This window comes from Nocardia sp. CDC519 (assembly GCF_059509835.1).
In genome coordinates this window covers 3,200,192-3,222,962 of the sequence record NZ_CM183377.1, presented here as the reverse complement: position 1 = coordinate 3,222,962, position 22,771 = coordinate 3,200,192, and the positions used below count along the sequence as shown (strand labels likewise).

The following is a 22,771-nucleotide window of genomic DNA, read 5'->3' as shown; positions in this document are numbered from 1 at the left end:
CCGGCCGTTACGGAATGCAGCCGGGAATCAATGGAACCAGCACCGGGTCCGGTGCGTCCATGTCTGCGTAGGTAAGTTCTGGGCTCAATCGGCGGAGTGGAGGGTTCTGGGGTGGGCATCGAGATTCCCGAGGCGTTGCAGTGGGCCGCGAAGTATGTCGTGGGGGCCGGTGATTGGCCCGAGGGCGATGAGACCGCGATGCGGCGCATGGCCGACGCCTACAACAGCGCCGCCACCACCCTCGACGATCTCGGTGACGATGCTCAACGCCAGGTCAACCAACTGCTGTCCGCGCTGGACGGGCAGACCGCGGATGCGATCGAGGCGTTCTGGAAAAAACTCGGCAACGACAACGGTGCCCTCGCCGCCCTGACCGGGTTGTTGAAAGACCAGGCCGACCTGGTCGATGACGGCGCCAACGACATCGAACACACCAAACTGATGATCATCGCCCAACTGGTGATCTTCGCCGTCGAAATGGCCGCAGCGCTGGCCGCCATGGCCACCGGTGTCGGCGCCCCCGCCGGAGCCGCCGCCGGCGCCGCCGCCCGCGTCGCCACCCAAGCCGCGATCCGACTGACCATGCGGCAACTGCTGCAACGCATCCTGACCCGCGTGGTCAAAGAAGCCGCCCTCGGCGCCCTCGAAGAAGGCGGACTCGACCTCGGTATCCGCCTGATCCAAGCCGCCAAAGGCGACCGCGAACTCTCCCGCGACGACTTCACCGCCGTCTGGCAATCCGCCGCCGGCGGCGCCATCGGCGGCGCCATCTCCGGCGGGCTCGGCCGCGAGGGCGGGCTCACCAACGGCGTCGGCGAAACCGCCGGCGACGGCCTCGCCAACACCGTCGGCAACCGCGCCAAACAATTCGCCACCGACTACACCACCGAAGTCGCCTCCGACATCGGCTCCCAAGCCGCCATGGCCGCCATCACCGGCGAAGAATTCGAACTATCCGCCGACACCTTCACCAGCGCCGCCGCCGGCGCCGCCCACAACCAACTCGACAGCGGCGGAAACAACGGCGGAGACGAAGCAGGCGGCAACGGGCCCGGCGGCTCCGACAACGACCCCGACTCCGGGAACAACGACCGCGAACCACAGAACAACGACAACTCCGACCGCGGGGACAACAACGGCGACCGCGGCAGCAACAACGGCGACCGCGGCGGGAACCAGAACCCCGCCAACAACACGGGCAACGACGGCGGCTCGGACAACCCCAACGGCAACGGCAACGGCAACGGCAACGGCAACGGCAACGGCAACGGCAACGGCAACGAGCCTCCCGCCAACACTCAACCGGCATCCACCGGCGACCCCACCGGCAACGATGGCGCCCGCAACCCGGCCAACCCCACGGGCTCCAACGACCACGGGAGCGACGACACCCCCGAAAACACCGACCGTCAACCCGGCCAAACCGCACCCGCCAACGCCGACAGCACCGACGATTCCGTCAACAACGGCAACGGCAACGGCAACGGCAACGGCAACGAGCCTCCCGCCGACACCGATCCGGCAGCTACCGGCGACCCTGCCAACACCGGTGCCGACAATCCCAGCCAGCAGTCTCCCCAAATCTCTCCCGCTGGCAACGAACCACCTGCTCAGCCCCAGCAGACCGCAGCGGACGACCCGGGCAATCAGACCACCGGCGACAACGGCCGCAGCGGCGATGAGCCGTCCACCGGCGGCCAACCGAACTCGCTCGACCTGCCCACCCAGGACTCGCCCGGACCCGAATCCACGCAGCCTTCCCAGGACCCCACGTCCCTCGACCTGCCCCCGCAGGACAACCAGCCGGGCGTCCCCCAGCCGAGCCCGCTCGACCTCCCCGACCAACCCGCGTCCCCCACCACCACCGACCCGAGCCCCCTCGATCTCCCGGACCAGGGCCAGTCCACCGCACCCGCGAACCCGGATTCGAGCCCCCTCGACCTCCCGCCACAAGATCCCGCGCCGAGCGCACCCCAGACCCCACTGGACCTGCCAGTCCAGACCACCGATTCCAATCCCCAGAGCGCGCCGACCCAGGACTCCTCCAGCGAGTCGGGCACGGGCACGGGCACGGGCACGGGCACGGGCACGGGCACACCGTCGAGTCTGGGCGCGCCCACGTCAACCACCGGATCCACGACCACCCCACCCCAGTCCGCATCCCAGCCGGACAATTCCACCGGACCCAACCGCACCCCACCGACGAACGACGACCCCACCGCCCAACCGACCGTCGGCGCACCCGCCACCGCTCCCGCCGCACCAACGAGCACCACTGCGGCAGCATCCGCCACCGCTCCAACACTCGATGGGACGACCCAGCCCACCACCACACCCCCTGCGAACACCCCCAACTCTGCAACCACCCCGCCGGCCAACCCCGCCACCCAACCGGCCCAAACCCCAACCCCCACAACCCAACCCGGCCCGAGCCCGCAGAGCGGCCGCCCCTCTTCCGCGCGCCCCGCTCCGACCTCGAACGCAGCCCCCACCTCCCCCGGCCCGAACCCGAAAGACGGCTCTCCCGCTCCCCACACCCCGGAGCCGGACCACAGCGCACCTCAGTCCACCGCCCCTGACTCCGATGCCGGCCGAACCACGCCCGCGAACCCCACCGATCCCGCGCCCCACCGTCCCGGCTACGACCCCACCATCCACAAATACGTAGCCCACTTCAACGACGGCCGCCCCATCCCCCGCGACCCCTTCTTCGCCGGCGAATACAACCCCCACATCGGCCGCTACCAACCCACCGAAGCCGAATTCCAAGCCGAACGAGCCCAACTCGCTGCCAACCCACCCGAGACCGCGTCGCCGCCCGAGCAACACCCGCCCGCGTCGGACCACACCCGCCCCGATCCGACAGCAACCAACTCGGAGCCCACCGCACCCTCTCGCACCGAACCCGGCGACTCTTCGGGCTCCACTCCGTCACTCAATGACGGCGTCCCTGCCACCGGAGCACCAACAGACACCGCCTCAGCCGATCTCCACGATTTCACCAACCTCGAAGCCCACCGGGCACGCACCCAGCTCCCGAGCTGGTGGCCCAACCCTGCCCGGGACCAAGCGAACAGCGCCCGCGACTCCACCGCCCACTCTCCGAGCCCCTTCCCTCCGAACCAGCAGCGCCCGACCCCGACCTTCCCGGACGCCCGCGCCCCCGAATCCACCCCTCCTCCCCACCACACCCGCAGCGAATCTCCTTCGACTCCAACCCGGGACCGCCCCGCCCCCTTCGCACCAGCCCGGCCCCACACGACCGATCCCAACCACGGGTCGGCGTCCCACAACCAGCCCGCGAACAACCTGTCGTACCCATCGACCCCCGAATCTACTGCTCCGGCAGTTCATCCCAACGGCACCAATACAGCTGCCCAAAGCACGCCACATAACCCGACCACACCCCCATCGACAACTCCTCAGAATTCCGCCCTCACCCCGGATCAGCCCCGTGAAAATCGCGCACCCGATCCGGGCCGCGCGAGCAACCCGAGCCACAATCCGGCAGGCGCACAACCTTTTTCGCGTCATCCGCAGCTCAACACGCCGCCTCGCAACCAGCCACCACGACAAACACCGGCCGAACAGGCGCGCGCTGCCCGCGAGTTCTTCCGCAACCAACCGCCGATCGATGGTCGGACCACACCGGTAGCGGCAACCGGCACCCGCTACACCGGGGGGCGGCCTTCCTACGACGTACGTCGCCATCGCCTCGCATCCGGCGAGCACGTCTCCGTGGTCACCATCCGTGTCCACCTCACGCCGGGGACCGGAGTGACGCCAGATGACATGCGTCGGCTCATGGCCAGAACCGAGCAAGCGGTCGACCGGTCCTTGAACACCGCGCCCCAACTGCTCAGTCACGACCGACTCCTCGTCGACGTCGTCTTCACCGACGACCCCTCCGATGCGCACCTGCGAGCCGATACGAGCCACCGACATCAGGGCAATCGCACTACGTGGTCGCTCAGAGATTCCGAGCAAGCTCTCACTGACAACATTCGCCAGCATATGGGCCTGATGCCCACCGCAACCGGCGCAGATCCCACGCTTTCCCCGGACGAACTGCGCCAGATCAGCAATGACATCGCCTCGGCAAACACCGGACCCCGGTTCAGCAATCCGGCTGACACCAGGATCGAAGGCCCACTCCGCCTGGACTACATCGAAAGCCCGCAATTCCAGGCTGATGTCGAAGACTCCCTGCGCGATGGAAACCAGTTCACCACGGGCGCGGACCCCCGAACCCATCCGTACGGCAGGTTGATCAACGACGGCGGCCCCGACTTCCGAGGACGTAGCAATAACTGCCTCGACTGCGCTGTGTCAGCGCTGTCCTCGTTCTATGGGTCACCCCAGGTCTCCGCACCCAGGTTTCCTGATCGGTTACCCGACGGCAGCATCGACGAGCAGGGTGGCGAGCGTCACGGGCCGCAACGAGCCGCGCGTTGGCTCGGAGGCGCGTGGAGTACCTACGAAAGCACCAATCAATCCATACCTGAGCAGTACGCGTCTCTGCACGCGTACATCACGTCCCTCGGACCTGGATCTTCCGCGTTGGTCAACAGCTACTGGCCCTCGCTGGATGACAACGGAAACTGGGAGTTCGACGAGAATGGTCGACCGGTAATCGACGGTGGGCACTCTACTGTCATCGTCTTCCCGCCTGGTGCCAGCGGACCGGTGTGGTGGGATCCTCAGCACGGCACAACGTCCGACTCCCCACCCGCGTCGCTATATCAAAACGCATGCTCACTGATCTTCATCCCAATTGATGCAAATGGAGGACCACATGCCGGAAACATTGGAAACGCGGGAACAAGTTCGGGAGTACCTGGCGAGGGCGCTCCGAACGGATCGCAAATTCCGGGTACTGCCGACCCAATACGCCTGGGTGGCACAGGGAGTCCTGACACCGGAGGAGAGAGCGAGCGGCCAGGGAGTGGGCCTGGGGAACTACGTGGTCAACCGGCAGACCGGAGTGATAACGGCGCACTCGAGTCTGGCACCCCAGACGATCGGGGAAATGTACGACGAAGCGATTCGGACCGGCCAACCGGTGCGGGGCTATCAGGTCTACCCAGCGACATGGAGGGTGCACATCGAGCGAACGAAGGAGACTCCCGCGGAGATCGAGTATCAGCTGCGGGCCGAATCACTGACGGTGCCGCCGACGGAGCCGCCGGTCCAACGCCTGCTCACGATCAACAAACAGACCCTCAGCTATCACACGGACACCCGAGCAACTCACGTGACGTGCCGCGAAGCGATGGGCTGGGCGGAAGCCCGCAGTCGTCAGAACGGGACCTGGCCACCGACCGGGACATTCGAGTTCTAGAGGACGCATCTTCTCCTGCCTCAGCCCCGCAGGGCTCCCAACCGACCGCACCCACCGAGCACAACACCACCGCAGGGCCGAAGCCGGCCGAGCCGCCAACCAGCAGCGCCTCAGCCGAGGCAGCCCGGCCCGGCCCCTCCCACACCGCGCCTGCACCGAGCACCACGCCAGGAACCGACGTACCACCCAGCCGCGATCGCGCGGAAGGCAGACTTCCTGACGCGCCGCCTCGAGTCGAGCGAAGCCATTCCACACGTCGGACGGACGAGTCAACTCCACGCCGCGACTCCGGCCCTGAGATGCCTGCCAAGACAGCCCCGGCATCACCGGCGGACGCTCGAGAATCCGTCGCACCGGTTGCGGGCCAGTCCACACCGGACCCATCACTTCCGCGCGAGCAATACTTCCAGCCGAATGGTGACCCGGTACCGACGGACGACTTGGTGCATCCGGACATGGATGCAGCCGAGCTGAAACGCCTGAAAGAGATCCAGGAAAGTCTGAACAAGAGCGCGAGTGACTACCGGGACAGGACCGGTGCGTGGCCGCCGACTGCACCGGGCGTCGACCGCGACCACCCTGCCGTCGAGTCGCTGATCCCGGATGGCTTCGATCCGTACCATGGTCTCGGTCGCGACGCGTGGATGGATTCGATCACCAATCCGGATGGCAGCCTGATGTGGGCGGATAAGACTACACACCCCGAGGGCTTCCTCAGTGCGACCGATCGACACCCGGTGGTCCTGCCGGTCGGTGAGGTGATCGACCGCTTCGGGCCGCCGGTGGGCAGGTTCACCTCGCCGCCCGGCGTCTCGTATCCCGAACGTGCGCTACCCCCGACCAACCTCGATAACGGGTACCACCAATACGAGGTGATTCGCCCTCTGCCAGTCTGGCGAGGACCGATCGCTCCGCAAATGGGAGAGGCAGGGCTCGGCACCCAGCACTATTTACCAGTATCGGTACAGGCTCTTATCGCGGGCGGATATCTACGAGAGGTCCCCCCAACACCGTTGGACATGAGTGCGCCCGGCAGTAGCCACGACTTTTCGACCGCAGAAGATTCCGGCAGCGGTTCCGAATCGGGCTCGCAGGCGCAGACCCATCCGTTCGACGACGGCCATCCCGGCTTCTCGCTCATGGACGAAAACGATCGGTTCTACCGATACGCGCGCGAGCTGGAACCGCTACCAGGTCACTACGACGTGATTGCTCACGGCACGCCGAACTCGATCTCCATGGACACCACGGACGGCAGGCCAATGACTCCGCGCGAGTTAGCGAACCTGATCCGCCATCGCGCAGACTACGAGCCCGGCACTCCGGTCCGTCTACTGTCATGCAACACGGGTCACCTCGACGGAAACTTCGCCTCGCGGCTCGCGCGCTGCCTCAATGCCCCGGTCGTGGCGCCGGACGGGTATCTCTACATCAATGCATCCGGGGAGCTGGGTGTGGACCGAGCGCTTCGCCGCACCCTCCACCCGTCGCGAGTCCCGGATCTGCCCAACACATTCCATCGGTTCCATCCAGATGGGCGAGTGGAAGAGTTAGAACGATCCGATGTCGCGGGCACACAATCGGAGGCCGGCAACACCGCGACACATGCATCGTCGTCACCAACAGAAATTCGTCCCGTTGGTGCGGATCCCTCCGAAGCACTCCGGCCGACACCTCCCACGGCGGTTGCCGCAGCCACAGAGCAACACTCGCCGGGTACATCGCCGGAACCCACCGACCAACCGGCCAGCTCGAACTCCCCCAGGCCGCTTTCCAATGTCGACCACCTAGGTAGCCCGCTGCCCGCTGACCGCACCCCTGCGCCGGACGCACAGTACTCGGAGCCGACGGGTTCCGAATGGGATGCCGTACGCACTGCCGCAATCGAGATGGCTGATCGCATGCCGCGGCCGCCAAAGGAAGGTGATCCGCGAATGGCAGCTGCCCTACAGTTGCCGGATGGCACAATGTTCTCGGGCGCGAGCAACAGGTCCATCGACATCACCGAGTTCCCCGAACTCGAAGCTGTAATTCAGTCGATCCCTGCGGAGAACCAGTCTCAGTTCGCATGGCAATGTGCAGAACTAGACTGCATAACCCAAGCACTCAGAGCAGGCTACAAGCTCTCGGACCTGGCAGGGGCAATGAGCTCCGCCGCCCAGATCAGAGGCCGAAACTCGTCGAACCATGGGAAATGGCGACAGCCATGCCTGGGAGACTCTTACCTTCTGGGACTACTCGAGATCAGGTGGTAGAAATGACAGACTTTGCATGGCCAACCCGCACAACATCCGAAGTCGTGACCGCGGCGGGATGGACACCTGAGCGAAAATTCAACGCACAGCCGTGGCTCGAAGAGTTGAGGGATCAGGGATTCTTCTTCTCGGAATATTCGATAGATGTCATCACGAGCTTCGGAGGTCTCGTAATCCCGCCACAGCGCATAGAGGGAGCGCTGTACGCCGGCACCCGGATTCAGTTCGACCCCATGGAGGTCGGCGATGGCATGCGCGAGCGATACGAAGGGATCGAATCCCGCTTGGGCCAGATGCTTTCGCCGCTGGCCGACTGCGGAGGGGAAAGTGCGTTACTCATCGCGGAGAACGGATCTGTACTACAAGATTGGTCCGGTGGCATTCGGCTGCTGGGCGACAATTTTCCCGACGCGCTTGATCTAGCAATTCGCCGGCACAAATGGCCAGAAACGATAATCGAGTTCCGCAGTGGTGAATAGTATCCGCTCGACGACGGCGGATGCGCATACGGAAGACTTGGCACGATCCGACAAGGAGACCTGAGCGATGTACATACTGCCCGATTTCGATGAAGTCGTCGCACAACTCGATGACGCCGACGATGAGTCGCCGCTCGAGCAGGTACCCCTGCGGGAGCGGGTCGGTGTGCTGGACGAGGATCTTCGCGCACCCCTGGCTGCGTACCTGGATCAATCCAACGCTCTCTGGGTTACCGCGTCGATCGATGATCCCTTGGACCCGAGCAAGAAACGGGTAGTGTCGATCGGTTATTCGACCGATGGGACGTGGGCGTGGCCTTCGTATTGGGGGTATTTTGTGCGGCAGTACGGGGTGGAGGTGCCTGCCGAGTTCATTGCCCATGTGCGGGAACGGAACTTCGCTCCTGGGGTTCTCGATCGGGATGGGCTGCGGGCTGCGGAACGCGAGTTCGAGAAGCTGCTGGGCTGAGTCGGCAGGCTGAGGAGAGGGCAGGACGTGGATTACAACGAGCTCGGGATGATCCTGCGCGGGCTGCGCGTACCCGAATCTATCTACTCGATCGGCCGGTTGGCCGACGATCATTATTGCCTGGTGCCCGGAGAGGACGACGGCACGTTCGAGGTCTTCTGGTACGAACGCGGCGGCCGGCACGATCGGTGCGTGTACACCCGGCAGGATGCCGCGTGCTGGGGCATGCTCGGCATGATCGGCGGCGGACTCGACGGGTCGCAGCCGCTGGCTCCTGGCAGAGGGACCGCGGGTGCGCTTGGCGGTGCGCCGATTTCGCATCCAGCCGTGCAGGCTTTGCTGGACGATGATGCGGGCGGCGTTTTCGGCGAGTTCACCGAAGATGATTGGGTTCAACGGTTCGTCGTGCCGGAGGATCGCACACTGCCGATGGGCGTCCGTCGATTGATCTGGCCGGATCCGAAACAACACCCGGACGGATTCGCCGACCCGACGGGCCGGGCACCGATCCGGCTCCAACCGGGCCGCATTCTGGACTCGTTCGGCTCGACGTACACCCGTCTGATGTACGACATGGGAACGCCCTTCGTCGAACGCTCGCTCCCGATCGACTACGCGCATTCGGGTTATCGCCGCTGGCGAGTGATCAGCGAGACGGCGGTGTGGGCGGGCCCGGTCGCACCATGGTTCGGCCAGCCCGGCGGCGGCACCCAATACTTCACCCTCATGCCCGTCGTCGACCTGGTGGGCTCGAAATTCATCGAGGAGATCGCACAATGACCGGAGCTGGGCTCTTTCCCCAGGACCCGACCAGCCAGCTGGCCCAGTTCTCCAACGTCGAAACTCCGAGTTCGCTGGTGTCCGAGGGCCGATTGCGCGAACAAGCCTGGTGCATGATCGAAGCCGAGGACGGCTGGTGGGATGTGTTCTACTACGAACGCGGTTGCCGAACCCAGAACCTGGGCCGCGCCAACTCCCGCCTCGCCGCCCTCCGCCTGCTCGGCGGGCGAATGCTGGTCACCGACATACTCAATCGGAGCTGAGCCGCCGTCACACCCAACCCGGTTGGCTCGTACCACAATTCGCATGCAGTCCAGGAGTCGTCTGATGCCGCCGCCATTTCGATCAATCGAGCAGGTCCAGCACTACCTGGAACAAATCTTCGGCCCCGATCGGGATTACCGCATCGGCCCGATCGAGCATGGCTGGCTGTGCAGCCCGCAACCGGGACCGCACATCACGTTCAGCCAAACGATCGGAATGACCAGCCTCGTCGTCAACACCGAGACGGGCGTGGTGCATCAGTATCCGAGCTGGCCCGGTCCGAAGATCGCCGAAGACTACGCCGAAGCAATGCGGACGGGGCGATCACCCGCGGGCGGTCAGGTCCACCCGCCGTTGATGCGAGTAAGCCTCCAGCGGATCACGGAGAACGCTGACCGCATCGAATACCTCGTCACCGAACTACCGCGCCGCCGGCCGCCGCACGAGTTCCGTTTGGTCATCGAGAAAGGCGCCCTGGGATATCAACCGACGGAGACGACCGCCACAGCCGTGACATCTTGGCTGGTCGAGAGGCTGAACCAGCATGGGTTCTGGCCGGAATCGGGACGGATACTCGTGAGCGAGGCTGCGGCCGGCGAGATCGGTGGACCGTAGGTCCCGACATTTCCCTCGACCTGCCCGCTCGACGGCCTGTAATCCCTACCAGATTGATGCTCCTGGCCTGGCACCGAGGTCGGGAGAGTCATAACCGCCCGCACCTCCGGATTGGACCATGAAACCGCGCTTCTTCAGGTATTTCGCCCGCTCGGTCAGACTCGAAAAGACTCCTGATGGGCGCGATGTCGGCATCATCCTCAACAATCGGACCGGCCGGTTCGAGGAAGCATCGATCGAGATAGTCGAAGCCATTCTCGGCGCCCGAACAGAAAGTGACATTTCAACTATCGGTTCCGAGAGCGAATTCATTCGCGCTACCGAGCAGCTTCGCATGCACTACCTCCGCGGCGAAGGGCCGATCTTCGCCTTGTACGAAACAATAGAGGCAACCTTTGATCGCAGGCACGAAGAGCAACGCAAACTGACCCCCGACGAGCTCGCACTTATCACCACCCTCTACAAACGCACCTTCAAGATGTGGGAGGACGAGTTCGCGAGACAGGATGCCGGGCAACCGCCGTCGTTCAGCTACAGGTCCACCCTTTGACCGAGTTCGTATCAGCAGGTTCCGAGCTGGTCTCGTATTTCGCCCGGCGCAACGCCTCCGGGAGGACCGGCATCCTGCGTCAGATCCCTGGCGGCCGCACCGAATCCTTCGGCCCGGCCGGCACCTGGGAAGCCGTGAAAATATCAGATCCCGCCGAGGATCCAGAAGCAACACCGGTGACGGCCGAGAACGCTGCGCTGGAGATCTACCGGCAACGCGAAAGTGGCGCGGTCCCGAGGGTGGAGGGGGTCGCTATCCCGCTCCTCCCCCGAAGCATGGAGCCTGCACCGCGGCCCGGCGCCGGACCGGTCGACATCTATCAAGCCCAAGCCATCGCCGACGAGTGGATGGGCCGCGCCACCTCCGGCAAGCCAGGTCGTGGCGGAGTGTACGAGTTCGACGAGGGGTTCGTGGTCTATCCGCTGGTACCGGCGATCGAGGAAACACCTACCAGCGAATCGACACCACGTCGTCCCAGATCGCGACGAGCCGGCGGTGGAGTAGGGGTAATCGACAGACAAACCGGCAGTCTGTCGCTCTGGCCGAATCTCCCGCACAAGCAAGTAGCCGACATGTATCGACGTTCCCGAGCTCAGCAATAGCTAGGTGCGAAAGTTTTCGTGCACAATAGGTTTCACTGGGACGAGCAGGAGGGGGACGGAACATGGTGGGGCGGTTCGAAACGCCGGAGCAGGTGCGGGAATACCTGGCGGGCGCTCTCCGAACAAATCGCACGTTCTGGGTTCTTCCGACCGAACACGGCTGGGTAGCGCAGGAAGTCCTTACACCAGAGGAGATGGCGAGCGGCCAGGGTGTGGGTCTGGGGAATTACGTCGTCAACCGGCAGACCGGGGTTATCACGGCTCACTCGAGTCTGGCGCCCCAAACGATCGGGGAAATGTACGACGAAGCGATCCGGACGGGCCGGCCGGTGCAGGGCTACCAGGTGTATCCGGCGACGTGGAGGGTGCACATCGAGCGGACAAGGGAGACCCCGGCGGAGATCGAATATCGAGTCCAGGCCGAATCATTGACGGTGCCGCCGGCGGAACCGCCAGTGCAACGCCTACTCACGATCAACAAACACAGCCTCCGGTATCACACGGACACCCGCGCGACCCACGTCACCTGCAGACAAGCGACGGGATGGGCGCAGGCCCGCAGCCGCCAGAACGGGATGTGGCCGCCGACCGGGACGTTCGAGTTCTAGCAGGAACAGATGCCGAGCGGCCCTGCTGCCGATCACAATGCCCAGTGGCCGGCCTATCAGCGCACCCGATTCCTAGTTGTTGCGGGGCAAGGCGTTTGTCGCCGACGGCAGGGTATCGACCGTCAGCGCTGAGGCGTGTCGGGGGCCACCTGGACTTGATCGAATCCTTGGTCGAGAAGCATTCGGCGGTCCGACTTCCCGCCTGATCGCACCCAGTGGCTGGACACTGCATCGAGTACGGCCGTTGCGGCGTTGGTGAGTAAGTCGGCTGTGTATGCGTCGACCGCTGAGCCTCGTCGGTCTTTGAGCGCGTCGCTGACTCGCTGTCGCCATTCCGCTCGTCGCTGGTGGAGTCTTCCGACCAGTGCAGGCGTGGCCTCGATGAGTTGCAGGGTGACGAGGACCTGCTCGCTGGCCTGGATATCGTCCAGCCGGGCACGGAATACGTGATGGAGGGAATCCCAGGGGTCTTCGTCCGCGGGTCGGGCGGAGATGTCGGCGACCACGTCCTCGCCAGTGAGGTCGATGCCGTCGAAGACCACGTCTTCCTTGGTGGGGAAGTACCGGAAGAAGCTGCGCTTGGTCATGCCGGCTGCTCGCGCGATCTGATCGACGGTCGTGTTCTCGAAGCCCTGTCGGGCGAACAGGTCGATGGCTATCTCGGCGAGCACTGGAGGGATCGGGAAGGAGACCGCGCGGCGCCTGGCAGGGCTCGGCGCGAGCGTCATCCTGGTCGGGCGCGACAGAGACCGTGCCGAAGCCGCGGCAGCGGAACTCCGCGGCTCCAGCGGCAACAACAGCGTCGAGGCGATCACAGCGGACATGTCACGGCTCGGCGAAGTGAAGCGCCTCGCCGACGAGGTCGGCAGCCGGAACAGCAGCGTCGACGTGCTGATCAACAATGCGGGAGCGACGAGGTCGCACCGAGAGGTGACCGAGGACGGCCTCGAAACCGCGTTTGCGGTCAACGTCGTCGCACCGTTCTGTCTGACGCACTGGCTGATGCCGGCGCTCATAGCCTCGGGCGCCGGTCGGGTCATAAACATCACCGGCGGCATCCCGAAAGGCGGTATCGACCTGGACAACCTCCAGGGCGAGAAGTCCTACGTCGGCCTCTCCTTCTACAACCAGACCAAGCTGGCACAGATGGCGATGAGCTACCGCTTCGCCCAGGAGCTCGAAGGGAGGCCGGTGACGCTGAACGTGGCTTACCCCGGTCACGCCTACACCTCGATGAACAAGAGCCTCACCATCGGCACGTACCCACTACTGGCCCGCCCGATCGTGCCGCTGTTGCGACTGGCGATGCCGGTCGTCTATGGGCACCGGGCGCTGCTCGCGGCCACGCGGTCCAGTGTTTATCTCGCGTCCAGTCCCGAGGTTCGAGAAACCAGCGGCACCTACTTCAACAGCAAGGCCGCCCCGACCCGATGGCCCGACGCCGCCTTGGACGAAAGGACCCGAAACACCATCTGGGACCTGTGTGCGACACATCGCGACCGGCTGACCGCAATGTGATCCCGCCGTCGCGCGAACGGACCGACAAGACCCACCGCAACGCTCCTCTCAGCGTCGAGGGCAGACGTAGGAGCTGAGTCACCACCGCCGGTGTCGCCTGTCCCCCGACTCTGCCGTGCGTATCGACGAGCGTCGAGTCTGCTGCGATACGCCACGGCTGGCGTCGATTGTCCGGTCCACATGTGGTGCTCGACGAAGGACGGCCGAGGACGGCTCACGAGGGGTCGTCTCATCGAGGCCCTGGGCGCGCACATCATCCGACCGCTACACGGCCTCCAGAACGAAGAACAGGAAGCTCAGGAACGCTCCGGAGGTGGTTTTCGGCAGGGCGTCGGGGAAACGTTGGCGGGCGCCTGGTGCAGGTGGGGGTTCGCTGATGGTGGTGGTGCGGAAGCCGGCGGTGGTGAAGGCGTCGGTCATGGCGTGCAGGGGGCGGTGCCAGTAGGTGAGCACGGCCCTTTGACCGTTGAAGCTGTATTCCTCGGAGTGCTCGACGGTGGCGAAATAGTCGGAGTCGCGGTAGGCGAGTTTGAAGATGAATGGGTGGTTGACGGAGATGATGAGCCGGCCGCCGGGTTTCAGCACGCGGCGGAATTCGGCCAGCGGGGCGGTCCAGTCCTCCAGGTAGTGCAGCACCAGGGAGGCGATGACGTCGTCGAACGCGGCATCTGGGTACGGCAGCGGATCCCGGATATCGGCGACTCGGACAGCAGCGTCGGCGCCGAGTCGCTGGCGGGCAAGCTCCACCATCTTCGTGCTGGAGTCGAAGCCGGTCACGATGGCGCCTCGGTCGCGCAGCGCCGCGAATATCGGTCCGGAGCCGCAGCCGGCATCGAGAACCTGGCGGCCGGTCACGTCGCCGGCCAGGTCCACGATCGCGGGCCGCGCGTAGTAGCCGTTGATGAGGTTGTCTTCGGTTTCGGCGGTATAGCCCTCGGCGAAGCCGTCGTAGTCGTTATCGACAGCCATATCGACTGCATCAGCGGAACTTTCGGGCACGTACCCCATCCTGCCGGTGAACCGGACCCGGCGCCAGGAGGACGCTACACAAGCCTCTACAGGTGTAGTCCTTATTAAAGGTTAGCGAGCAACCTTTAATAAGGACTGTGGGCAACTAAAGCTTTCCGATACCGCCGCCTGACGGTCCATCCCTACCCGGACTGCTGGTGAAGTGGACATCTGAGAGGACCAGTTCGGACCTGCCCGGGTGCAGCTGCCCTCGCGAGAACTCGACTCTGTGCTGATTACCGAGCTCTGACCAACCGGTCGTATCGGCGGCGGAAGCGGGCGGCTGTGTCGGAGGATGCGTGGTGGGCGGCGGCTCGGACGGGGCGGAGGTCGGCGAGTAGGCGGGGGGATCGGACGGGGCCGTCGAGAAGGTCCAAGGCGGAGTTGGCTGCGGTGATGGCTTCGGTGAGGTCGCCGAGGCCGGCCAGGGAGGCGGCGTAGTAGGTGCGGTAGGAGGCTTCGTCCCGGGGGAGGTTGCCGGGGCGGGTGAGGCTTTCGTGGAAGAGGGTGGCGGCGCGGTGGTGTTGGCCGAGCATCTGGTGGCCTTTGGCTGCTAGGACGCGCAGCTCGGGCTCGGTGACGAACCTCAGCCATACGGGATCGTTGGCGTCATCGAGACCGCGATCGACTTCGCGCCATACCGAATTCGTTGCACGTTCGAACTCCCGGCGTTCGCCGACCGCCGCGTAGGCGGTAGCCAAACGTGCGGTTCGTAGTGCGTTGAGACGCGCCGAGGGAACGTGCCTGGCCAGCTCACTGGTTCGCTGCGTCACCCGGATCGGTTCGCGGCTCTTTGTCGGACGGTCCGTCAAGGTGATGCTGAGCCCGCCCAGCGCACCGGCCATCAGGTCGTCGTCGCCGCTGTGCTCGGCCAGCATGACAGCGTCGGTGTAGCAGCGGCGGGACACAGCACGCTCGTTCGCGTCGTAGGTGAGCCAGCCGACGCAGCTCGAAAGCCAACCGGTGGCGGCGATCAATTCGGCACCGATGCGCGGCCCGTACTCCCCGTAATCGAGCAACCTCCGCGCCAACCGGTACTGCTCCAGCGCGTAGCGCGCGATCCCTCCCCCGCCGAAGCGGTTGTCGTGCTCCCACAGTCGGCGGGTCAGGTCGTGGAGGTAGGTGATGTGCGGGGTGCCGACCTTCACCGGGCCAGAGGTATCGGCGGCGGCGCCGGTGATGGCGACCGTCGTTGCCAGGCCGAACTGTCTGCGGTTCACGTCCTCGGCTCCTTCGTCCCCGCTTCCGATGGTCCCCGGACCTTCGGTTCCGAGCAAGAGTGGGACGAGGGCAGTGCGTGGGATGCCCAGTGCGTCGGCGGCGCGGCACAGTTCGCGCACGTCGAAGATGGTGCCGACTTCGCCGCGCTCCACTCGGCCGGTGTGCGTGCGATCCCAGTGCAGTAGTGCCCCGAAGTCGGCTTGGGACAGGCCCATCTGTTGGCGCACCAGGGCCAGCGCCCGGCCGGGCCTGCCCGCGGCGAGGAGCGTGCGGAACGCGGGCATTTCCCATGCGTTGGTGAGCTTTTCGTCGTCCATCCATTGCCCCCTGCGATGTGCGGTCAGCGAACTCTAGTCCCGAAACCGCACGTCAGGGATGTCAACGGCAGATTCTGCACATCACTGCTGCGCAGTTTTCGGCGTCGCCGCACCCCCGCCCGCCCGCGAAGCTGATCCCGCACCCGGCGCCGGGCCGATGCCGATCCACTCGGCACACCGACCGGCAAGGCCGCCGCCCGGTGGCGAAAGCCCCCGGCGCCGAGTGCCCGACCCGAAAGGCACCCATGGACACAGCGATTCGACGACGTCAGGCGGGCTGCGCGCCGCAGCGGCCGGTCCCATGTCCCCCTCGTCAGATGTCGGGCGAGGAGTTGGCAAGGGAGGTCGCGATGTTGGTGGCGGTTCGTGATGGGCTGGTGCGGCTTGTGGAGCGGGGGTGAGCGGGGTGGATTCTTGGCATGTGTTGACGGGGGTTGTTTCGGCGCTCGCGGGGTGCGGTGCGGCAGTGTTGATCGTGGGGTGCGTGTGGCCGGCCGACCGGCCGGAACCGCCGGCACCTCGGCGGGCGCGTGCGACGCGGCCGACGGTGCCGGGCTTCGATCCGACGGCGTGGACCTGCGGGTTGCCGTTGGCGCCGCTCTCGCTCGAGGACGCGCATCGCGCGATGCAGCATCACCGCGAGCACGATTGTGCTCGTAAGCGCGCCGCGTTCGTCACATTGGTTGCGGCCGGGCGCATCACGCCGGATTCGAGGCGACAACGCACTCGATGACGGCTGCGTGCCAGCTGGATCGCGACGCTAACCGCCGAACGATCCGGCACCGCCGAGGTCACGGTCCCGGCCCGGGTCGTACAAATGGGACCCCACACAGGATATTCCGGATTGCAGGGCTCGGCCGACGAGGATGACGGCGGCCTGGCGCAATTCCGCGGCGTCTACCTGGTCTGCGATATCGGCGAGCGTGCCGCGCAACACCAGTTCCTCGGGCTGGCTGGCCCGGTAGACGACCGCCGCGGGGCAATCGGGGCCGTGGAACTCGGCGAGTTCGGCGGCCAGGGTGCGGATGCGCGTGATGGCCAGGTGCAGGACGAGAGTGGCTCCGGTGCGGGCGAATTCGGCCAGGGCCTCGGATTCGGGCATGGCCGTGGAGCGGGCCTGGGTGCGGGTGAGGACTACCGATTGCACCACCTCGGGGACGGTGAGTTCGGTGCCGAGGATGGCAGCCGCGGCGGCGTAGGCGGGGACGCCGGGAGTGACGTCCCAGGGGATGCCGTGCGCGTCGAGGCGGCGGGTTTGTTCGGTGAGGGCGGAATAGATCGACGGGTCGCCGGAGCAGAGACGGGCGACGTCGCGGCCGGATTCGTGGGCGCGCACCAGGTGGGCAATGATCTGGTCGATATCCAGGTGCTGGGTGTCGATCAGCTCGGTGCCGGGCGCGCAGTGCGCGAGCACCTCGGGGTCGAGGTAGGTTCCCGCGTACAGGCAGACCGGGGAGCTGCGCAGCAGTTCGACCGCGCGGACGGTCAGCAGGTCCGCGGCGCCCGGGCCGGCGCCGATGAAGTGCACGGTCATGCGGTGAGTCTATTCAGCCGGTCATATCGAAGGCCGCGATGACCTTGTGCGGCCGCACCCGCACCACCAGCTCGCCCGGCACGCCGTTGCGTTTGCCGAACTCCTCGGCCCGGTCGGCACCCATGTAGCGGCTGCCGATCGCGGTGGCGGTGCGCACCAGCTCATCGAGATCCTCCGACAGCGTCGCCGTGCCCTGGACCTGCACGAACGCATACGGCTCCTGCTCGAGATCCACGCACAGCGCGACGCGATTGTCGCGCGCCAGCGCCTTGCCCTTGGCCGAGGTCTTACCGGTGTTGAACACCAGCTCTTCGCCCTCGACGATGAACCACACCGGCACCACCACCGGCCGCCCGTCCCCCGCCGTGAACGCCACCTTGGCCGTGCGAGTGCCGTGACCGAGAAACTCACGCACCTTCGGATCCGTCAACGAAGCCATCCACCCAGCCTAGAGCCGCGATCGTCCGATGCCCGCGCACAACGAACGCATGTCACACCCGCTCCGGTCGGTCGGCGCCGAAGGGCCAGGTGGTCATCACGCCCATCAGCAGTTTTCGCACCCGCCGCGAACGGACTGGCTTTTATTTTTTTCTGACGTATGGTCGAAGCCAGTTGGAACTTCGAAAGCAGGAGCGACAATGGGTGACAAATCTCGCGGCAAGACCATGAAGAAACCGGCCAGCACGATCAAGGAGCGCCGGGCCGCGAAGCGTGAGCAGGCGGCGAATGAGTCGGTGATCGTCCGTAAGCGCAAGGGCTGATCGGATTTTCGCTCGCGCCGAGCCACACGGAACCGGGCAGGCGGCGTTTCGATCCACAGCACCCAGAAAATTCACACCGACTAGTTGGCGACTATTTTTTTCCCGGTCGAATACGGGATTCACAGCAGGATGTACCGCCGTGCAAAAAAGCGCGGCGGTTGCCGTTAAAAGGCCGGTCGTTTTACCTGAGGAGTACTCATGACTTCATCCGGAATCGCGGAGCGAAGAACACACCGCGGGTCGAGTTTCAGCACCGCGGAGATCAAGGCCCGCATCAAGGACATGTTCGACGCCAGGACGCAGCACGTACGAGCAGACGGGAACGGCAGTCGTGATCGTGACGAAGGGGAACCGTAGCGGCAGCGCGATACGCGCGCGGCCGCAACGCTGTACGCCGTCGACACTCTCGGGAGCCGGACGATCACCGGTCGTGATCGGCCGGCCGACGCGCCTACTCGAGGCGGTGGTCGCAGAGCTCCGCCGCAACGGCATACCCGCGAGCTACGGTGGCGCACCTAATATTTCGGTGCCCTTGCCCGAGGCCCACCGGGTGGACGATCGAGATCGAAACCACCACCGAGCGACCGGGAAGACGAGCCCACCGACGGCGGCCGAACCCGGAACCGCGGCGATCATCGTCCTCGTGGATCGCTCGCTGATCGAGTTCTCGTTCGGCGACTGGACGGGCAGCGCGACGGTCATCCGGCGGCTCGACCGCGCCCGGCGAATCCGCTCGATCGAACGCCGGATGCGGGATATGGCAACCAATTCGGCGCTGAGCATCGCCGCACGCCGCCTGCTCATCGTCTGCGACGCCGGTCGAACGTCGCCAGCGGAGCGGGCGGAAGCGATCCGCTGGGTGCGCGGACTGGCACATCGCATCGGCTACGAATGTTCGATCAACGGGCTGCACGGCCTCGGCACGTGGTACACGGTCGTCGTCCCCGGCACCGATATCGCCCACGCCTCGCGATCGGTGGTCGAGTGGTACCGGAAGGGGCATCTGCCGTCAACGGTCCGGCGCCGGTGAACGGGCGTGGCGCCGGGCCGCACGAACCCTCAGTGCCTGCCGAGTAGCGCAGGCTGCTGTTCGGCGACCAACTGCACCAGAGCGTCGACGACCGCCGACACCTCCGGGCGGCGCAGGGTTTCGGGACGCGACACCAGCCAGTAGGACAGCCGGATGGCGACGGCTTCGGGCAGGACGCGGACCAGGTCGGCGTGGCGGTCGGCCATGAAACAGGGCAGCAGGCCGAGGCCCGCGGCGGCGCGGGTGGCTTCGACGTGGACGAAGACATTGGTGGAGGTCACCGAGTCGGGCAGGGTAGGGACGAAGCTGGAGGCCAGATCCAGATCGTCCACCTGGAGCATGGAGTCGATGAAGTAGACCAGCGGATGTCCGGCCAGATCGGCGATGGACGCAGGCGTTCCGTGCTCGGCCAGGTAATCGCGGGAGCCGTAGAGGCCGAGACAATAGTCGCCGAGTCGAATCGCCTTGGCCCGCTGCACCTGTGGTTTGCCCACCACCACCTCGATATCCAACCCGGACCGCTGCTGGGACGCGCGCCGAGTCGTCGCCACGATCTCGACCGCCACCCGCGGATGCTCTCGCCGCACCCGCGCGGCGGCGGGCGCGGCGAGATAGGCGCTGAAACCGTCGGTCGCCGACATCCGCACCACCCCCTCCAGCTCGCGCTGCCCCCGCGGGCCCGCCATGAACTTGACGGCCGTCTCGATGGTCTCCGCCGCGACCAGCGCGGTGCGGCCGAGTTCGGTGAGCTCCCAGCCGCCCGCGGCCCGGGTGAGCACCCGCCCGCCGAGGGCCTGTTCCAGCGCGGCGATCCGGCGGGCGATGGTGGTGTGGTTGATACCGAGCTCGTTCGCCGCGGTGACGTAGCGTCCCGACCGTCCGACGGCCAGCAGGACCAGCAGATCATCGGCGCTGGGACGACGAGCCGGACCCGGAGCGGACGCGTTCATTTCTGCATTTTTGCAGATACGCCCTGCGCATCTGGTCATTGCCGCCGACATCGGTGTGCGCTGATACTCATCGTCATGGCCTGTGGCGGCCATCACATTCGATCAGTGATGTGGTCGCGATGATGAGGGAGTTTCGACGATGAGCGTGCACGACGCGGCGAAGACCGATGACAAAGGAGTACCGACCGGCCTGCGGAGAGTGGTCGCCGCGTCGATGGCGGGCACGGTGGTCGAGTGGTACGAGTTCTTCCTGTACGGCACCGCCGCGACGCTGGTGTTCAGCAAGGTGTTCTTCGCCGAGACCACCAGCGATCTGGATGCGATCCTGGCCGCGTTCGTCACCTACGCGGTGGGCTTCGCGGCCCGCCCGCTCGGCGGCGTCGTCTTCGGTCACTTCGGTGACAAGTACGGCCGCAAGAAGCTGCTCCAGTTCAGCCTGCTGCTGGTGGGTGCGGCGACGTTCCTGATGGGCTGTTTGCCCACTTTCGGCCAGGTCGGCTATTGGGCGCCGACGCTGCTGGTGATCCTGCGGTTCATCCAGGGATTCGCCGTCGGCGGTGAATGGGGCGGCGCGGTGCTGCTGGTGGCCGAGCACAGCCCCAACCGCAGCCGCGGATTCTGGGCGAGCTGGCCGCAGGCCGGTGTGCCCGCGGGCAATCTGCTGGCCACGGTGGTGTTGCTGGCGTTGACCTCCACGCTGTCGGACGCGGCATTCCTGAGCTGGGGTTGGCGGGTCGCGTTCTGGCTGTCGGCGGTGGTGGTGCTGATCGGCTACTACGTGCGCACCAAGGTCACCGACGCGCCGATCTTCGTGGCCGCGCAGCAGGAGGCCGAGAAGGCCCGTGCCACCTCGTTCAGCGTGGTCGAGGTGCTGAAGCGTTACCCGCGTGGGGTTTTCACCGCGATGGGCCTGCGCTTCGGCGAGAACATCATGTACTACCTGGTGGTCACGTTCACCATCACGTACCTGAAGGTGCAGGTCGACGTCGATACCGACACCATCCTGTGGTGGCTGCTGATCGCGCACGCGATCCACTTCTTCGCGATCCCGATGGTCGGCAGGCTCAGCGACCGGTTCGGCCGGCGCCCGGTGTACCTGCTCGGCGCGATCACCGCGGGCACCTGGGGCTTCTTCGCCTTCCCGATGATGGACAGCGGCCACAACGCGGTCATCCTGGCCGCCATCATCATCGGCCTGCTGTTCCACGCCCTCATGTACGCCGCGCAGCCGGCGATCATGGCCGAGATGTTCCCGACCCGGATGCGGTACTCCGGTGTCTCGCTCGGCTATCAGGTGACCTCGATCGTCGCGGGCTCGCTGGCCCCGATCATCGCGGTGCGGCTGCTGGACACCTTCGACTCCTCGGTGCCCATCGCCTGGTACCTGGCCGGAGCCTGCGCGCTCACCGCCGTCGCGGTGATCGTCGCCCGCGAGACGAGTGGGCTGGATCTTGCCCAGATCGACTCGGCCGATGCGAAGTACCTGGCGGGCGAGGCCGCACGGGCCACCGCACCCGCACCCACCCCGGCCCCGGTGACGGCGAAATGATCGGCATCCAGCATGGGCCGGTCAGCCGGGACGACCGTCCCGGCACCGCGCCCGGACGCGCGAGAACCAGCACATCCGCTGCGAGCCCATGCACTCGGAGGACGGCGCGGTGAACACGCTCGAAGGGCGCCGCGCCCTGGTGACCGGCGGGGCGAGCGGGATCGGCGCGGCCTGCGCCCGGGCGCTCGCCGCCCGCGGGGCCCACGTCACCGTCGCCGATATCGATGAGGTCGGCGCGAAGGCGCTGGCCGAGGAGCTCGGCGGCAGCGCGTGGGGTGTCGATCTGCTGGCGGTGGGCGAACTCGAAGCGCTGACGCTAGAGGTCGAGATCCTGGTGAACAATGCCGGTATCCAGAGCATCGACCCCATCCCCGAGTTCGCGCCCGAGCGGTTCCGCACCCTGATGACGCTGATGGCCGAGGCACCGTTCCTGCTGATCCGGGCCGCGCTCCCGCACATGTATGCCAACGGGTTCGGCCGGATCGTCAATATCTCCTCGGTGCACGGGCTGCGCGCCTCGGAGTACAAGGTCGCCTACGTCGCCGCCAAGCACGCGCTGGAGGGCATCTCCAAGGTCACCGCGTTGGAGGGCGGCAGGCACGGTGTGACGAGCAACTGCGTCAACCCCGGCTATGTGCGCACCCCCCTGGTCGACAAGCAGATCGCCGACCAGGCCCGCACCCACGGCATCGCGGAAAGTGAAGTGCTGGAACGCATTCTGCTCACCGAGAGCGCGATCAAGCGGCTGGTGGAGCCGGAGGAGGTCGGCGCGCTCACCGCCTGGCTGGCCGGGCCGGAGGCGGGCATGGTCACCGGCGCGTCCTACACGATGGACGGAGGTTGGAGCGCCCGGTGATCGGTCGGTGGCGGGTGCCGGTGCGCGGGGCCGCGGCGAGTCCACCTGGTCAGGCCAGAGGCCG

General features: G+C 66.0%; 20 protein-coding genes. 14 read left to right on the top strand and 6 right to left on the bottom strand.

Going from position 1 to position 22,771, the window contains the following annotated elements; all coding sequences use genetic code 11:
• Positions 1–111: 111 nt before the first annotated feature.
• The 9 genes from AC5W7N_RS14425 to AC5W7N_RS14385 all read left to right on the top strand — a co-directional run bounded on the left by AC5W7N_RS14425 (position 112) and on the right by AC5W7N_RS14385 (position 11,963).
• Positions 112–7,596 carry a glycohydrolase toxin TNT-related protein gene (locus tag AC5W7N_RS14425; protein ID WP_495923992.1) on the top strand — a complete coding sequence of 2,495 codons (7,485 nt, stop codon included), beginning with the start codon at positions 112–114 and terminating at the stop codon, positions 7,594–7,596.
• 2 nt (positions 7,597–7,598) lie between these two features.
• On the top strand, positions 7,599–8,075 hold the full coding sequence (locus tag AC5W7N_RS14420; protein WP_194990076.1) for an SUKH-3 domain-containing protein: 477 nt from the start codon (positions 7,599–7,601) through the stop codon (positions 8,073–8,075).
• Positions 8,076–8,142: 67 nt separating this feature from the next.
• Entirely contained in the window at positions 8,143–8,544 is a 402-nt protein-coding gene (locus tag AC5W7N_RS14415; protein ID WP_495923488.1) for a hypothetical protein, read from the top strand.
• Positions 8,545–8,571: 27 nt separating this feature from the next.
• Positions 8,572–9,324, top strand: coding sequence for a TNT domain-containing protein (locus AC5W7N_RS14410; RefSeq protein ID WP_163815283.1), 753 nt, complete (start codon positions 8,572–8,574; stop codon positions 9,322–9,324).
• On the top strand, positions 9,321–9,587 hold the full coding sequence (locus AC5W7N_RS14405; RefSeq protein ID WP_163815281.1) for a hypothetical protein: 267 nt from the start codon (positions 9,321–9,323) through the stop codon (positions 9,585–9,587). The genes AC5W7N_RS14410 and AC5W7N_RS14405 overlap by 4 nt, the downstream gene beginning before the upstream one ends.
• Before the next feature lie 64 nt (positions 9,588–9,651).
• The gene (locus AC5W7N_RS14400; RefSeq protein ID WP_495923487.1) at positions 9,652–10,203 is read left to right on the top strand and encodes a hypothetical protein; all 552 of its coding nucleotides are present in this window, start codon (positions 9,652–9,654) and stop codon (positions 10,201–10,203) included.
• Positions 10,204–10,321: 118 nt separating this feature from the next.
• Positions 10,322–10,753 (top strand): hypothetical protein, encoded by a 432-nt coding sequence (locus AC5W7N_RS14395; RefSeq protein ID WP_495923486.1) that lies wholly within the window; start codon positions 10,322–10,324, stop codon positions 10,751–10,753.
• Positions 10,750–11,355, top strand: a complete 606-nt coding sequence (locus AC5W7N_RS14390) for an SUKH-4 family immunity protein (RefSeq protein WP_195020058.1) — start codon at positions 10,750–10,752, stop codon at positions 11,353–11,355. Before AC5W7N_RS14395 ends, AC5W7N_RS14390 begins: the two co-directional genes overlap by 4 nt.
• Positions 11,356–11,417: 62 nt before the next feature.
• Positions 11,418–11,963: a hypothetical protein gene (locus AC5W7N_RS14385; protein WP_195020059.1), complete on the top strand. Its 546-nt coding sequence runs from the start codon at positions 11,418–11,420 to the stop codon at positions 11,961–11,963.
• A 122-nt stretch (positions 11,964–12,085) separates the two neighbouring features.
• Here the strand turns inward: AC5W7N_RS14385 and AC5W7N_RS14380 are convergent, their stop codons facing one another.
• On the bottom strand, positions 12,086–12,634 hold the full coding sequence (locus tag AC5W7N_RS14380) for a TetR family transcriptional regulator (protein WP_324197355.1): 549 nt from the start codon (positions 12,632–12,634) through the stop codon (positions 12,086–12,088).
• On the opposite strand from AC5W7N_RS14380, the gene AC5W7N_RS14375 reads away from it, so the two are divergent.
• Positions 12,615–13,481 carry an SDR family NAD(P)-dependent oxidoreductase gene (locus AC5W7N_RS14375; RefSeq protein ID WP_194990070.1) on the top strand — a complete coding sequence of 289 codons (867 nt, stop codon included), beginning with the start codon at positions 12,615–12,617 and terminating at the stop codon, positions 13,479–13,481. The two genes, AC5W7N_RS14380 and AC5W7N_RS14375, sit on opposite strands and share 20 nt — an antisense overlap.
• 264 nt (positions 13,482–13,745) lie before the next feature.
• Here the strand turns inward: AC5W7N_RS14375 and AC5W7N_RS14370 are convergent, their stop codons facing one another.
• The 4 genes from AC5W7N_RS14370 to AC5W7N_RS14355 form a co-directional block, all read right to left on the bottom strand.
• Positions 13,746–14,450, bottom strand: coding sequence for a class I SAM-dependent methyltransferase (locus AC5W7N_RS14370; protein WP_228815156.1), 705 nt, complete (start codon positions 14,448–14,450; stop codon positions 13,746–13,748).
• A 275-nt stretch (positions 14,451–14,725) separates the two neighbouring features.
• On the bottom strand, positions 14,726–16,027 hold the full coding sequence (locus AC5W7N_RS14365; RefSeq protein WP_195020061.1) for a helix-turn-helix domain-containing protein: 1,302 nt from the start codon (positions 16,025–16,027) through the stop codon (positions 14,726–14,728).
• A 760-nt stretch (positions 16,028–16,787) separates the two neighbouring features.
• A complete protein-coding gene (cobM, locus tag AC5W7N_RS14360) occupies positions 16,788–17,561 on the bottom strand; it encodes a precorrin-4 C(11)-methyltransferase (protein WP_195006808.1) in 774 nt (257 codons plus the stop codon).
• A gap of 13 nt (positions 17,562–17,574) precedes the next feature.
• Positions 17,575–18,000, bottom strand: a complete 426-nt coding sequence (locus tag AC5W7N_RS14355; RefSeq protein WP_195020062.1) for a PPOX class F420-dependent oxidoreductase — start codon at positions 17,998–18,000, stop codon at positions 17,575–17,577.
• A gap of 199 nt (positions 18,001–18,199) precedes the next feature.
• Here AC5W7N_RS14355 and AC5W7N_RS14350 point away from each other — a divergent pair, with 199 nt between their 5' ends.
• Both AC5W7N_RS14350 and AC5W7N_RS14345 read left to right on the top strand, forming a co-directional pair.
• Positions 18,200–18,322, top strand: a complete 123-nt coding sequence (locus AC5W7N_RS14350) for a hypothetical protein (RefSeq protein ID WP_256673438.1) — start codon at positions 18,200–18,202, stop codon at positions 18,320–18,322.
• A gap of 430 nt (positions 18,323–18,752) precedes the next feature.
• Positions 18,753–19,352, top strand: coding sequence for a hypothetical protein (locus tag AC5W7N_RS14345; RefSeq protein WP_495923485.1), 600 nt, complete (start codon positions 18,753–18,755; stop codon positions 19,350–19,352).
• A gap of 29 nt (positions 19,353–19,381) precedes the next feature.
• Here AC5W7N_RS14345 and AC5W7N_RS14340 read toward each other — a convergent pair whose 3' ends face one another.
• Positions 19,382–20,302 (bottom strand): LysR family transcriptional regulator, encoded by a 921-nt coding sequence (locus AC5W7N_RS14340; protein WP_163815258.1) that lies wholly within the window; start codon positions 20,300–20,302, stop codon positions 19,382–19,384.
• A gap of 139 nt (positions 20,303–20,441) precedes the next feature.
• Between AC5W7N_RS14340 and AC5W7N_RS14335 the strand changes: the two genes are divergently transcribed.
• Entirely contained in the window at positions 20,442–21,851 is a 1,410-nt protein-coding gene (locus tag AC5W7N_RS14335; RefSeq protein WP_495923484.1) for an MFS transporter, read from the top strand.
• 109 nt (positions 21,852–21,960) lie between these two features.
• Positions 21,961–22,707: a 3-hydroxybutyrate dehydrogenase gene (locus AC5W7N_RS14330; protein ID WP_194992341.1), complete on the top strand. Its 747-nt coding sequence runs from the start codon at positions 21,961–21,963 to the stop codon at positions 22,705–22,707.
• The last annotated feature ends 64 nt before the right edge of the window (positions 22,708–22,771 follow it).

Excerpts from the sequence above, each read along its gene's own strand:
- AC5W7N_RS14420 (WP_194990076.1), top strand. The coding sequence starts at position 7,599 with ATGACAGACTTTGCATGGCCAACCCGCACAACATCCGAAGTCGTGACC.
- AC5W7N_RS14415 (WP_495923488.1), top strand. The coding sequence starts at position 8,143 with ATGTACATACTGCCCGATTTCGATGAAGTCGTCGCACAACTCGATGAC.
- AC5W7N_RS14405 (WP_163815281.1), top strand. The coding sequence starts at position 9,321 with ATGACCGGAGCTGGGCTCTTTCCCCAGGACCCGACCAGCCAGCTGGCC.
- AC5W7N_RS14400 (WP_495923487.1), top strand. The coding sequence starts at position 9,652 with ATGCCGCCGCCATTTCGATCAATCGAGCAGGTCCAGCACTACCTGGAA.
- AC5W7N_RS14395 (WP_495923486.1), top strand. The coding sequence starts at position 10,322 with ATGAAACCGCGCTTCTTCAGGTATTTCGCCCGCTCGGTCAGACTCGAA.
- AC5W7N_RS14385 (WP_195020059.1), top strand. The coding sequence starts at position 11,418 with ATGGTGGGGCGGTTCGAAACGCCGGAGCAGGTGCGGGAATACCTGGCG.
- AC5W7N_RS14375 (WP_194990070.1), top strand. The coding sequence starts at position 12,615 with ATGGCTATCTCGGCGAGCACTGGAGGGATCGGGAAGGAGACCGCGCGG.
- AC5W7N_RS14370 (WP_228815156.1), bottom strand. The coding sequence starts at position 14,450 with ATGGCTGTCGATAACGACTACGACGGCTTCGCCGAGGGCTATACCGCC.
- AC5W7N_RS14365 (WP_195020061.1), bottom strand. The coding sequence starts at position 16,027 with ATGGACGACGAAAAGCTCACCAACGCATGGGAAATGCCCGCGTTCCGC.
- cobM (WP_195006808.1), bottom strand. The coding sequence starts at position 17,561 with ATGACCGTGCACTTCATCGGCGCCGGCCCGGGCGCCGCGGACCTGCTG.
- AC5W7N_RS14355 (WP_195020062.1), bottom strand. The coding sequence starts at position 18,000 with ATGGCTTCGTTGACGGATCCGAAGGTGCGTGAGTTTCTCGGTCACGGC.
- AC5W7N_RS14350 (WP_256673438.1), top strand. The coding sequence starts at position 18,200 with ATGGGTGACAAATCTCGCGGCAAGACCATGAAGAAACCGGCCAGCACG.
- AC5W7N_RS14340 (WP_163815258.1), bottom strand. The coding sequence starts at position 20,302 with ATGAACGCGTCCGCTCCGGGTCCGGCTCGTCGTCCCAGCGCCGATGAT.
- AC5W7N_RS14335 (WP_495923484.1), top strand. The coding sequence starts at position 20,442 with ATGAGCGTGCACGACGCGGCGAAGACCGATGACAAAGGAGTACCGACC.